Annotated in this window: 13 protein-coding genes; 7 read left to right on the top strand and 6 right to left on the bottom strand. The window is 67.6% G+C overall.

Annotated features, from left to right (window positions below; genetic code table 11):
* Positions 1–91: 91 nt before the first annotated feature.
* Entirely contained in the window at positions 92–1069 is a 978-nt protein-coding gene (gene xerD / locus AC27VL_RS15695; RefSeq protein ID WP_482996544.1) for a site-specific tyrosine recombinase XerD, read from the bottom strand.
* 56 nt (positions 1070–1125) lie between these two features.
* On the opposite strand from xerD, the gene AC27VL_RS15690 reads away from it, so the two are divergent.
* Positions 1126–1614, top strand: a complete 489-nt coding sequence (locus AC27VL_RS15690) for an RDD family protein (RefSeq protein WP_488767276.1) — start codon at positions 1126–1128, stop codon at positions 1612–1614.
* Positions 1615–1655: 41 nt separating this feature from the next.
* Here AC27VL_RS15690 and lptG read toward each other — a convergent pair whose 3' ends face one another.
* A complete protein-coding gene (gene lptG, locus AC27VL_RS15685) occupies positions 1656–2762 on the bottom strand; it encodes an LPS export ABC transporter permease LptG (RefSeq protein WP_099820361.1) in 1107 nt (368 codons plus the stop codon).
* Entirely contained in the window at positions 2759–3841 is a 1083-nt protein-coding gene (gene lptF / locus AC27VL_RS15680) for an LPS export ABC transporter permease LptF (RefSeq protein ID WP_100551516.1), read from the bottom strand. The genes lptG and lptF overlap by 4 nt, the downstream gene beginning before the upstream one ends.
* 104 nt (positions 3842–3945) lie before the next feature.
* On the opposite strand from lptF, the gene AC27VL_RS15675 reads away from it, so the two are divergent.
* From AC27VL_RS15675 to AC27VL_RS15655, 5 genes are all read left to right on the top strand, one after another.
* A complete protein-coding gene (locus AC27VL_RS15675) occupies positions 3946–5424 on the top strand; it encodes a leucyl aminopeptidase (RefSeq protein ID WP_099820363.1) in 1479 nt (492 codons plus the stop codon).
* Positions 5425–5521: 97 nt separating this feature from the next.
* Complete coding sequence (locus AC27VL_RS15670; protein ID WP_025879359.1) at positions 5522–5947, top strand: DNA polymerase III subunit chi; 426 nt, start codon at positions 5522–5524, stop codon at positions 5945–5947.
* Positions 5948–5966: 19 nt separating this feature from the next.
* Positions 5967–6158 (top strand): YqaE/Pmp3 family membrane protein, encoded by a 192-nt coding sequence (locus AC27VL_RS15665; RefSeq protein WP_025879360.1) that lies wholly within the window; start codon positions 5967–5969, stop codon positions 6156–6158.
* Positions 6159–6192: 34 nt separating this feature from the next.
* Positions 6193–9021 (top strand): valine--tRNA ligase, encoded by a 2829-nt coding sequence (locus AC27VL_RS15660; protein WP_100551515.1) that lies wholly within the window; start codon positions 6193–6195, stop codon positions 9019–9021.
* A gap of 156 nt (positions 9022–9177) precedes the next feature.
* Positions 9178–9999 carry an EamA family transporter gene (locus AC27VL_RS15655; RefSeq protein WP_100551514.1) on the top strand — a complete coding sequence of 274 codons (822 nt, stop codon included), beginning with the start codon at positions 9178–9180 and terminating at the stop codon, positions 9997–9999.
* A 58-nt stretch (positions 10000–10057) separates the two neighbouring features.
* Here AC27VL_RS15655 and rimI read toward each other — a convergent pair whose 3' ends face one another.
* From rimI to pssA, 3 genes are read right to left on the bottom strand one after another with little or no spacing between them, the layout of a single operon-like run.
* Positions 10058–10555: a ribosomal protein S18-alanine N-acetyltransferase gene (rimI, locus tag AC27VL_RS15650; protein ID WP_100551513.1), complete on the bottom strand. Its 498-nt coding sequence runs from the start codon at positions 10553–10555 to the stop codon at positions 10058–10060.
* Positions 10552–11064 (bottom strand): hypothetical protein, encoded by a 513-nt coding sequence (locus AC27VL_RS15645; protein ID WP_100551512.1) that lies wholly within the window; start codon positions 11062–11064, stop codon positions 10552–10554. Before AC27VL_RS15645 ends, rimI begins: the two co-directional genes overlap by 4 nt.
* Entirely contained in the window at positions 11061–11840 is a 780-nt protein-coding gene (gene pssA / locus AC27VL_RS15640) for a CDP-diacylglycerol--serine O-phosphatidyltransferase (RefSeq protein WP_099820368.1), read from the bottom strand. Before pssA ends, AC27VL_RS15645 begins: the two co-directional genes overlap by 4 nt.
* A gap of 80 nt (positions 11841–11920) precedes the next feature.
* Between pssA and AC27VL_RS15635 the strand changes: the two genes are divergently transcribed.
* Positions 11921–12298: a DUF4124 domain-containing protein gene (locus AC27VL_RS15635; protein ID WP_191078389.1), complete on the top strand. Its 378-nt coding sequence runs from the start codon at positions 11921–11923 to the stop codon at positions 12296–12298.
* Positions 12299–12696 lie beyond the last annotated feature (398 nt).

The following is a 12696-nucleotide window of genomic DNA, read 5'->3' as shown; positions in this document are numbered from 1 at the left end:
CCGCAGCAGAAAGAAGACTTCGGATTCTGACACAGCCATCCTGAGCGGTCCGCGATGCCGCGCACAGGCCCGGCAGGGTTCAGCCGTGGGCTCAGCCGCGTGGATGATGGCGGGCGTGCAGTTTCTGCAGGTGTTCGCGCGCGACCAGGGTGTAGATCTGGGTGGTGGACAGCGAGCTGTGGCCCAGCAGCATCTGCAGCGCGCGCAGGTCGGCGCCACGGTTCAGCAGGTGGGTGGCGAAACTGTGCCGCAGGCCATGCGGACTGATCCGCGCTGGGTCGATGCCGGCCACCGCCGCATAACGCTTGACCAGATGCCAGAACGCCTGGCGGGTCAAGCCATGCAGCGCCGGTTCGATGAACAAGGGCGTCTGCCCGTCGGCCAGCGCCTGCACCTTGCCCTTGCCCACCAGTTGCGGTCGCGACTGCTGCAGATAGCGTTCCAGCCAGTACTGCGACTCCTCACCCAGCGGCACCAGGCGCTCCTTGCTGCCCTTGCCGGTCACCCGCAGAACGCCCTGGCGCAGATTCACTGCCGTGGCGGGCAACAGCACCAGCTCGCTCACGCGCAGCCCGGCGGCATACATCAGTTCCAGCATGGCGCGGTCGCGCAGGCCGAGCGGACTGTCGATATCCGGCGCCGCCAGCAGCGCATCGATCTGGCTTTCGGCCAGCGCCTTGGGCAGCAGCCGTGGCAGCTTCGGCGGATCGAGCAGTGCGCTGGGATCTTCACTGCGTTCGCCACGGCGCACGGCGTCGGCGAAGAACGCACGCAGCGCCGACAGCAGCCGCGCATTGCTGCGCGGCGACCAGTTGTGGCGGGTGCGCCAGGCCAGGTAATCGAACAGCCCGGCGCGTTCAACACCGGCCAGACCGCCGTCGCGCCCATCACACCAGCGCGCCAGGCCTTCTAGGTCGCGGCGGTAGCTGTCCAGGGTGGCGCGGGCCAGGCCGTGCTCGGCCCAGATCGCGTCGAGGAAACGCTGGATGCGCTGGCCGTCCTCGCTGCGCAGCTCGGGCAGGTGCTGGACCAGCTGACGACGTTCGGCGGGAGTGGAAGTGACGGCCATGCACGCAGGATACGAGGCCGACTGCGGGCACGGCCAGCATTGCGTATGCTCGGCACATGTCGAGCCCCGCCACCGATGCGGCCCACGTTGCCGCTGATACGCCCCGCCCGCGCGCGCTGCTGCTGTGGCGCCTGCTGGCGATGATCTATGACGCGTTGCCGGTGCTGGCCTTGTGGATGCTGGCCGGCACCGTGTTCACCCTGGCCTATACCTTCAGCGGCCATGCGCAGCGCGACAACATCGCGCCTTTCAGCGCTTGGCAATGGCTGCTGTGGGCAGTGTGCTGGGCAATGACCGGGTGGTACGCCACTGCCAGCTGGCGACGCGGCGGGCAGACCTTGGGCATGCGCCCGTGGCGCTTGAAGCTGGAATCACGCGACGGCACGCCGTTGCGACGCGGCCAGCTGTGGCTGCGGTTCGCGGTGGCCACGCTGTCGTTGCTGCTGGGCGGATTGGGCTTCTGGTGGGCGCTGGTGGATCGCCAGCGGCTGACCTGGCACGACCGCGCGAGCGCCACGCGGCTGCGGCGGATGCCGAAGCGCTGACCTGTGCTGGCAGCGCCGGGCAGGGCCCGGCGCCACCGGAATCAGCCCGATTTGCGCCGGAACAACAATCCGGACACCGCCAGCATCACGATCGGCGGCAGCGCGTAGGCAATGCGGTAGTCGAACTTCAGCGCGCCGGCCATGCGACCGAAGAACAGCTGCAGCAGCCAGAACGCCAGCGCGAACAGGATGCCCAGGAACAGGCGCTTGCCCATGCCGCCACTGCGCAGCGAACCGAACGCGAACGGCACCGCCGCCAGGCACAGCGCCAGCACATTCAACGGATAGAACCAGCGGCTCCAGTACACATCCTCATAGTCGCGTGCATCCAGGCCGTTGCGCTCGCGGTAGGCGATGCTGGTGCTCAGCTCGGACACGCTGAGGTTGCGCGGCTTGGCGATGCCGGTGGCCAGGGCTCCGGCGTCCAGCTTGGAATTCCACGGCTCACGGGCCACTTCCTGGCGCGTTGCCGAGCGCTCGCCGAAGGTGTCGCGGCGCACGCCGGTCAGCACCCAGCCGTCCTTGTCATGCTCGGCGGTGGCGGCATGGGTCAGCGTGCCGACCCGCCCGTCCTCGTTGATCCTGTAGAGGCGCACGTCACGCAGGATCAGCCGGGTGCCCTTTTCGCCCACCAGCTGTTCTTCGCCCGTCTGTGCGTTGAGGAAGGTGTCACCCTCGCGCGCCCACAGGCCGGAGTAACGCGCCACCGCCATGTCGGTGCCCCACTTGGCACTCATCTTCAGCGAATCGGCGCGGTTCTGGCCCCAGGGCCCCAGGGTCTCGGCACTGATCACCATCAGCCCGGTCAGCAGCGACAGCGCGATCGCCACCGACACGCTCAGGCGCTTGCGCGACAGGCCCAGCGCGCGCAGCGCGGTCAGCTCCGAGGTCGCGGCCAGCTGGCCCAGGCCCATCAGCGCGCCGATCACCGCTGCGGTCGGGAACATCGTGTAGGCCCGGCGCGGCACGGTGTACAGCACCCAGGCTGCCGCATGGCCCAGCGAATAGCCGTTCTTGCCGATGTCCTTGAACTCGCCGGAGAAGGCCATCAGCACGTCCAGGCCGACCAGCACCGCCCAGGTCAGCAGCACGGTACCCAGCACTGCCCGGCCCAGGTACAGGTCGAAACGCATCGGTCGCAGCATCATGCGCGGGCTCCCTTCGGGCGGGCCATGCGGCCATCACGCGCGTACATCCAGATCGCCAGTGCCAGCAGCGGCAGGGTCAGCCACCACAGGCCAAGCGCCGACGGAATCTGGCCGTTGGCAATCCAGCCGCTGCCGATGAACATCATGTTGGTGCCGACCATGTAGGCCAGCAGGGCCAGCATCATCCGGCCGTAGCGCTGCTGGCGCGGCGAACTGCGGCCCAGCGGCACGGTCAGCAGGGCGAAGGCCAGCGCGATCAGCGGCGGGGCCAGGCGGCGGTGCAGCTGTGCCTGCGCCTCGGGACGCTTGTCGCCGAACAGCGCGGTGGTCGGCATCAGTTCGGGATCATCACTCTTGCGGGCCTCGCTGCCGTCGGGCAGCGCCACGTCGTTGCGGGCGAAAGTCGCCAGACGGTAATCCAGCGCACCAGCCGCCGGCCCTTCCAGCTGGTGGCCATCATCCAGTTCCAGGAAGCGCTGGCGGGCGCCTTCGAAGTACATGCGACCGCTGGCGGCGGACACCACTTCAAGGCGATCCTCCTTCTGCCGCTGCAGGAACACCCGGCCCAGCTGGCTGCCATCGGGGGAGATGGAGGCGACATAGACCACGCCACCATTGGGCAGCGGAGTGAACCGGCCCGGCTCCAGGCCGGCCATCAGCACGCTGCGGTTGGCGTCCTGGATCATCTGTTCGGCGGTGCGCTGGGCCCAGGGCCCCAGCCACAGCGAACAGGCGCCGACCACCGCAATCACCGGCAGCACCAGCAGCAGCAGGGGCTTGAGCAGGCGTTTGGGGCCGACACCGATGGCGGTGATGACCGCCATTTCCGAGTCGCGGTAGAGGCGGGCGATGGCCAGCAGCAGGCCCAGCATCAGTGCCAGCGGCAGGATCAGCGGCATGTAGACGATGAACTGCAGGCCCAGCTGCGAGAACAGCAGCTTGGCCGGCAGCCGCCCGTCGGCGATGTTGCCGAGGATGTCCACCAGCACGCCGCCCACGCTGACCACCAGCAGGACGATCAGGGTAGCCAGGAAACTCTGGACGAAATCGCCCAATAGATAGCGGTCGAGCTTCAACATGGGGCGGTGGTTTAAACTCTCAGGTTCGTTCGCGGTGCCGCCCAGTCTAGCGTCTGGGCGTAAACGGTCCGCGATTGTACGGACTTGCCAATGGAATCTGCTCAATGGCTCTCGAATTCACCCTGAACCACCTCGCTGCGGCTTCGGCCGCCGTTGACTGCCTCGTCGTCGGCGCCTATGCCGACCATACCCTGACTGCGTCCGCGCAGGCACTGGATGCTGCAAGCGGTGGCCGCCTGGCGGCCCTGGCCCAGCGCGGCGACCTGTCCGGCAAGACCGGCGCCACCACCCTGCTGCACGACCTGCCGGGCGTGACCGCCCCGCGCGTGCTGGTGGTCGGCCTCGGCGATGCCGCCCGCTTCGGCGTGCCGCAGTACCTGAAGGCAGTCGGTGATGCCGTGCGCGCGCTGAAGGCCGGCGCTGCCCGCAGCGCACTGTTCACCCTGTCCGAGGTGGCGGTGAAGGACCGCGACGCGGCCTGGGCGATCCGCCAGGCAGTGATTGCCGCCGACCACGCGGCCTACCGCTACACCGCCACCCTGGGCAAGAAGAAGGCCGACGATGCCGGCCTGGCCCAGCTGGCCATCGCCGGTGAGGATGCGCAGGCCCTGGCCCAGGGCCAGGCCATCGCTGCCGGTGTCGAGTTTGCCCGCGAGCTGGGCAACCTGCCGCCGAACTACTGCACCCCGGCCTATCTGGCTGAAGTGGGCGTGAAATTCGCCGGCGAGCATGACGGTGCCGAAGCCGAGATCCTCGACGAGACCCAGATGGAAGCGCTGGGCATGGGCTCGCTGCTGGCCGTGGCCCGTGGCTCGGCCAACCGCCCGCGCCTGGTGGTGCTGAAGTGGAGCAATGGCGGCGACGCCAAGCCCTACGTGCTGGTCGGCAAGGGCATCACCTTCGATACCGGCGGCGTCAACCTGAAGACCCAGGGCGGCATCGAAGAGATGAAGTACGACATGTGCGGTGGCGCCAACGTCATCGGCACCTTCGTCGCTGCGGTCAAGGCCAAGCTGCCGTTGAACCTGGTGGTGGTGGTGCCGGCGGTGGAAAACGCCATCGACGGCAATGCCTACCGCCCGTCCGACGTCATCACCTCGATGTCGGGCAAGACCATCGAAGTCGGCAACACCGACGCCGAGGGCCGCCTGATCCTGTGCGACGCCCTGACCTACGCGCAGCGCTTCGAGCCGCAGGCGCTGGTCGACGTGGCCACCCTGACCGGTGCCTGCATGGTCGCCCTCGGCCACCAGACCGCGGGCCTGATGAGCAAGCACGACGACCTGGCCAACGAGCTGCTGGCCGCCGGCGAGCAGGTCTTCGACCGCGCCTGGCGCCTGCCGCTGTGGGACGAGTACCAGCCGATGCTGGATTCCAGCTTCGCCGACGTCTACAACATCGGCGGCCGCTGGGCCGGTGCCATCACCGCCGGCTGCTTCCTGTCGCGCTTCGCCGAAGGCCAGCGCTGGGCCCACCTGGACATCGCCGGCGTGGCCAGCGATGAAGGCAAGCGCGGCATGGCCACCGGCCGTCCGGTCGGCCTGCTGAGCCAGTGGCTGCTGGACCAGGTCGCCCGCGCCTGACGCTGTACCTGACCCTGGCCGGCAACCGCCGGCCGGGGCCTCGCCGCTCCAGCCGTCAGCCGGCATGGATCGGCACCTGCCTCACCTGGATGCCGCCATGCCCCGCGCCGACTTCTACCTGATCGCCAAGCCCCGCTTCCTGACCGAGCCGTTGCGCCTGGTCTGCGAACTGGCGCGCAAGGCCAACGACGCCGGGTTGTTCACCCTGGTGCTGGCCCGCGACCAGGCCCAGGCCGAAGAACTGGACGAACTTCTCTGGTCGTTCGACGACGATGCCTACATTCCGCACCAGATCGTGGGTGAGGACGTGGACGAGGAAGAAGCGCTGGTACTGATCGCCCCGCCCGGTGGCGAGGCGCCCGTGCGGCCGCTGGTGATCAACCTGCGCGACGAACCCTGGCTTGGCCAGTGCGAGCGCGTGCTGGAAGTGGTGCCGGCCGATCCGGAAGCGCGCGAACCGCTGCGCGAGCGCTGGCGCCAGTACAAGACCGCCGGTTACGACCTGAACAAGCACGACATGTAAGCCCTGCGAGGACCCCTTGATGCGCCTGCTGATCGCCCTGATTCTTCCCTGGCTGTCCTTTTTCACCATCGGCCGGCCGTTTGCCGGCATCGTCTGCCTGATCCTGCAGATCACCCTGATCGGCTGGCTGCCTGCGGCGATCTGGGCTGCCTATTCGGTCAGCCAGTACCACACCGACCAGAAGATCCGGCGCACCCTCGGGTCGCGCTGATCTCCCTTCCCGCCTTGATGACTGGTTCCCCCGCATGACCCAACTCGCCTCCAGCTACGACCCGAAGTCCTTCGAGACCGACCTCTACGAGGCCTGGGAGAAGGCCGGCCATTTCAAGCCGTCCGGCAAGGGCGAGCCGTACACCATCCTGCTGCCGCCGCCGAACGTGACCGGCACCCTGCACATGGGCCATGCTTTCCAGCAGACGCTGATGGATGCGCTGGTGCGCTACCACCGCATGCGCGGCTACGACACGCTGTGGCAGGTCGGTACCGACCACGCCGGCATCGCCACCGAGATGGTGGTCAGCCGCAACCTGGCGCTGGAAGGCAACGGCGAGACCCGCGATTCGCTGGGCCGCGAGGGCTTCATCGGCAAGGTGTGGGAGTGGAAGCAGCAGTCCGGCGACATCATCGAACGGCAGATGCGCCGCCTCGGCACCTCGGCCGACTGGTCGCGCAGCACCTTCACCATGGACCCGCAGCCGTCCGAAGCGGTGATCGAAGCCTTCGTGCGCTGGCACGAACAGGGCCTGATCTACCGCGGCCAGCGCCTGGTCAACTGGGACCCGGTGCTGAAGACCGCGATCTCGGACCTGGAAGTGGAAAGCGCCGAGGAAGACGGTTTCCTGTGGTCGATCGCCTACCAGCTGGATGAAGGCCTGAGCTACGAGCACGTCGAGCGCGATGCCGACGGCGTCGAGACGCTGCGCGAAACCCGCGATTACCTGGTGGTCGCCACCACCCGCCCGGAAACCCTGCTGGGTGACACCGCGGTGATGGTGCATCCCGAAGACGAGCGCTACCTGCACCTGATCGGCAAGAGCGTGGTGCTGCCGCTGACCGGCCGCCGCGTGCCGGTGATCGCCGACGACTACGTCGACCGTGCGTTCGGCACCGGCGTGGTCAAGGTCACCCCGGCGCATGACTTCAACGACTACCAGGTGGGCGTGCGCCACAGCCTGCCGATGATCAACCTGTTCACCCCGGTGGCCGCGATCAACGACAACGCGCCGGAACGTTTCCAGGGGCTGGACCGTTACGACGCGCGCAAGGCCGTGCTGGGTGAACTGGAAGACCTCGGCATCCTGGTCGAGACCAAGGCGCACAAGCTACAGGTGCCGCGCGGCGACCGTACCGGCCAGGTGATCGAGCCGTACCTGACCGATCAGTGGTTCGTGAAAATGGACGAACTGGCGCGTCGTGGTCTGGAGCTGGTCGAGGACGGGTCAATCGCCTTCGTGCCGCCGAACTGGATCAACACCTACCGCCACTGGATGAACAACATCCAGGATTGGTGCATCAGCCGCCAGCTGTGGTGGGGCCACCGCATTCCGGCGTGGTTCGATGCCGCCACCGGCAACTGCTACGTCGGCCGCAGCGAAGAGGAAGTGCGGGCGAAGAACAATCTCGGCAGCGACGTCGTGCTGAGCCAGGAAAGCGACGTGCTGGAGACCTGGTTCTCCTCGCAGCTGTGGCCGTTCTCCACCCTGGGCTGGCCGAACGAGCAGGCGATGGCCGAGCGCGGTTTCGACCGCTACCTGCCGTCGTCGGTGCTGATCACTGGCTTCGACATCATCTTCTTCTGGGTGGCGCGCATGATCATGGCCACCGACAACCTGACCGGAAAGGTCCCGTTCAAGGACGTCTACTTCACCGGCCTGATCCGCGATGGCCAGGGCCAGAAGATGTCCAAGAGCAAGGGCAACGTGCTCGACCCGCTGGACATCATCGACGGCATCACCATCGATGACCTGGTGGCCAAGCGCACCGGCGGGCTGATGCAGCCGCGCATGGTGGAGAAGATCGAGAAGGCCACGCGCAAGGAGTTCCCGGACGGCATCGCCGCCCATGGTGCCGATGCGCTGCGTTTCACCATCGCCGCACTTGCCACCCATGGCCGCGACATCAAGTTCGACATGAACCGCGCCGAGGGCTACAAGAATTTCTGCAACAAGCTGTGGAACGCCAGCCGCTTCACCCTGATGAACACCGAAGGTGCGGCGTTCACTGGCGTGCCGACGCCGCGTACCGATGCCGAGCGCTGGATCCTCTCGCGCCTGGCCGCTACCACCGCCGAAGCGCAGGGCCATTTCGCCGCCTATCGCTTCGACCTGTTGGCGCAGTGCCTGTACGAATTCGCCTGGAACGAGTTCTGCGACTGGTTCCTGGAGCTGAGCAAGCCGGCGTTGAATGGCGCCGATGCTGCCGACGCTGACAGCACCCGCCACACCCTGTTGTATGTGCTGGAAGCGCTGCTGCGCCTGCTGCACCCGCTGACCCCGTTCATCACCGAACAGCTGTGGCAGCAGCTGGCCCCGCGCCTGGGCCTGGCCGAAACCACGCTGTCGCTGCGTCCGTACCCGACCGCCGCCGAGTTCGAGGGCGATCATGCACAGGCCGAGGCCGACGTTGAATGGTTGAAGGCGGTGATCAGTGCCGTGCGCCGCGTGCGCAGCGAACTGAACGTCGCCCCGTCCAAGCTGGTACCGCTGCGCCTGCTGGCCGGCCTGGAACAGGACCGCGTGCGCATCGAGCGCTTCAGTGCCTCGCTGGCTTTCCTGCTGAAGCTGGACAGCATCCAGTGGCTGGCCGACGCACAGAGTGCGCCGCCGGCAGCCGCCGCGATCGTCGGTGAGCTGAAGCTGCTGGTACCGCTGGAAGGCCTGGTTGATCTCGATGCCGAGCGCGCGCGCCTGGACAAGGAGATCAAGCGCGTGGAAGGCGAGCAGGAGAAGAGCGAGACCAAGCTGGCCAAGTTCTCCGACAAGGTTCCGCCAGCGGTGATCGAGCAGGAACGCGTGCGCCTGGTCGACTGGAACAACCAGCTGGCTGGCCTGCGCGAGCAGCGCGCGAAGCTGTAACGCCTCCGTGGTGGGTGCGGACCTGGGTCCGCACCGCTGTGACGTGCCAACCAAGGTTGGCACCTACCAGAACGCCAACCTTGATTGGCACATTTTCAAGGCTGACGCCGGGCAATGCCCGGCGTTTCATTTTTCCCCGCATGGCATCATCACCCGATGCCGCTTTCCCTCTTCCTGCTGGTCCTCGCTGCCGCTGCACTGCACGCCAGCTGGAACGCGATCGTCAAACGCGGGCCGGACAAGTTTCTCGGCACGGTGCTGGTCACCGGCAGCGCCGCGCTGTTGTCTGCGCTCGTCTTGCCGTGGCTGCCCTTCCCCGCCGCGGAAAGCTGGCCGTGGCTGATCGCATCGGTGCTGCTGCAGGTGACGTACTACGCGTTGGTCGCACGCTGCTACCAGCAGGTCGACATGAGCCTGGCGTATCCGATGATGCGCGGCTGCGCGCCGATCCTGGTTGCGTTGGCCGGCGCCGCGCTCGGCGAACGCCTGCCGCCGTCGGCCTGGCTCGGCGTCATTCTGGTGAGTGGCGGCATCCTGTGCATGGCCCGCGGCGCACGCAGCGGCCAGCTGCGGCTGCCGTTGCTGACCGCCGCGATGATCGCCACCTACACGCTGGTCGATGCGCAGGGCGCACGGCTGTCCGGCAATGCGCTGAGCTACACGTTGTGGCTGTTCCTGCTGTCGGGCATTCCGTTGCCGCTGTGGGCGCTGCATCGGCAGCGCGGCAAGTTGCTGGCGTATGCGCGCCAGCACTGGCCGCTGGGCGTGGCCGGCGGCATCGGCACCACCGCATCGTATGCGATGGCGCTGTGGGCGATGACCCAGGTGCCGGTGGCCATGGTGTCGGCGCTGCGCGAATCGTCGATCCTGTTCGCGCTGCTGATCTCGGTGTTCCTGCTGCGCGAGCGGGTGCCGCGCGCGCGTTGGCTGGCGGCGGCGTTGATCGTGGCCGGCGTGTTGGCCCTGCGGCTGGCGTAAACAACGCATCGGTAGCGCCGGGCCATGCCCGGCGTGCGCAGCGGCCACGCGACGCCGACTACAGCGGCGGCATTGTCTCCAGCTCGCCGTCCACCAGTTCGATCGCCATCACCAGCGCATCTTCGCGCCCCTGCGCGGCAGGGTAGTAGCGAGGGCGCCGGCCGATCTCGTTGAAGCCTTCGCTGTGATACAGCGCCAGGGCTGGCGTATTGGACGGACGCACTTCCAGGAACACCCGCTGCGCGCCTCGATCAGCGGCCAGACGGACCAGCGCACGCAGCAGCTGGCGGCCGAGCCCACGCGACTGCACCAGCGGATCGATGCAGATGTTCAGCACATGCGCTTCATCGGCAGCGAGGCTGAGCACGCCATAGCCGATCAACAGGCCATCGCGCTCCATCGCCAGGCCGGGATAACCGGCACGCAGGCAATCCAGGAAAATGCCGCGGGTCCACGGATAGGGGTAGCCACGCACTTCGATGGCCATCACCGCATTGAGATCGCTCTCACGCAGCGCGCGCATCGCCACCGGCCCGGGCTGGCTGACTGCACTCATGCGGTTGCGCCCTTGCGCAGCGCGCGCAGCTGCGGCCACAACGCGCGCTTGGCTGCAGGGTCGCGACGCAGTTGTTCCAGCGGCCAGCTTTCCATCAGCGTCTGTGTGGCCGGGTCGTTCGGATTGCAGCCCGAGGCGCGCAACAGCGCGATCTGCAGGCGATCAGGCAGGCGCACCAGCGGCTGGCGCGCGTTGCCGGTGGGCAGCGGACGGGCCGCAGCCGGTACGGTATCCGGCGCCGCCACCGGCACGGCAGTGCGTGGTGGCGCGCGCTCGAGCCGAGGTTCCGGCGCCGCGTCGCGCTGGCTGGGTGCGTGCTGCATCGATGGTGGCGCCGTGCGCGTCGGCGCGACCGGCGCGGGTGCCGATGCCGCGGCTTCAGCCACGCTCAGCTGCAATGCCGCGTCCATTTCGGCGGCCAACTTGCCATCGTGATAGACGGTATAGCCCATGGCCTGCAGCCAGGCCTGCTGGGCCGGGGACCACAACACGGGCAGGTCCTGGCTCACGCCGCCTCGGGCTTCTTGCGCAGGCGCTGCACGCCCCACATCACCGGGCCTGACAGCGCGTACAGGATGCCGACGACGAACAACACGCGTGGCAGGTCGATCACCGCGATGGCGATGGCGATCGGCACCAGTGCCAGCACCAGGAACGGGACGCGGTCCGAACGGGCGCCCTCCTTGGCCGCGCCGCCCTTGAAGCTCCAGAAGCGGATGCGGCTGACCATCAGCAGTGCGGCGACCAGGGTCACCGCCAGCGCCACGAAGCGCAGCTCGTTGCCGTTCCAGCCCAGGGTGCCATCGGCGAAGGCCCAGACGAAGGACATCATCAGGCCGGCGGCAGCCGGGCTGGCCAGGCCGACGAACCAGCGCTTGTCGACCACGGCCACCTGGGTGTTGAAGCGGGCCAGGCGCAGCGCCGCGCAGGCGGCGTACAGGAACGCCACCGCCCAGCCCAGACGACCGACCAGCTCACCGTCGTATTTCAGTTCCGACAGGGACCAGTGGTACATCACCAGGGCCGGCGCCATGCCGAAGCTGACCAGATCGGCCAGCGAGTCGTACTGCACGCCGAACTCGCTGCTGGTACCGGTCAGGCGCGCGACACGGCCATCGAGGCCATCCATCACCGCCGCCACGAACACGGCGATGCTGGCGTTGACGAAGTCTCCGTTGGCCGCGGCGATGATGGCGTAGAAGCCAGAGAACAGCCCAGCCGTGGTGAACAGGTTGGGCAGCAGGTAAATCGTGCGCGAGCGCGGCGGCGGTGTGATCGGGTCCATGGAATCCAGTTTAATCGACTTGCCAGCGGTCGGCGCCAATGCTGCAATCGGCGTTCTACGCCCATTCTGCGGAGTTTGCCATGCGTGCCCTGTCCTGCCTGGGATACCTGCTGCTGTTGGCCAGTACCACTGCGCTGGCAGGCCCCGTCTACAAGTGGAAGGACGCCAAGGGCGTGACCCAGTATTCGGAAACGCCGCCGACCGGGGCCAAATACGAGACCCGAGCCCAGGCCAGGACACCGGCGACGGACGCGGCCCCGGAGCCTTCCGCCGCGCCGGTACCGGAACAATGCAGCACCGCCCGCGCCAACGTGGCGCTGCTGGAGGGCAGCGGCCCGGTGATGCAGGACACCGATGGCGACGGCAAGGCCGATACCGCACTTACCCCGGAACAGCGCAGCGCGCAGAAGGGCCTGGCCGAGGCGGCAATCAAGGCGTACTGCCCACCGGCGGGTTGAAGGGGGGATCGGCCGGGCGGCGCCCGGCACCCGCAGAGGCTTTCAAGCAACAGCCGGAGCAACGGCAACAGCCAAAGCGGCTTCCCGCGGGATGGCGGTGCACTGTGGGTTTGCGGGGACGCCGTGAATCCGTCCATGGAGGCTTGGTCGCCGCATCCATGCGGCTCACACCCCGCAAACCCACAGTGCACCGCCTTCGACAGATTCCCGGTGGCCAGTAGATCCACGCCATGCGTGGATGAATCTCCATCGAAATCGGATATTTCGAAATCGGGACGAAAAACATCCACGCATGGCGTGGATCTACCTGTCGACCAAGGTCGACACCCACCAAGAGCAGCCCATGCCATTCCGACAGATCGCAGAAATCTGTCGAAGGCGGGGTGGGTCCGGTTGCG

This window comes from Stenotrophomonas sp. 14P6.2.3 (assembly GCF_057799055.1).
This window is presented reverse-complemented; position numbering and strand designations above follow the sequence as displayed.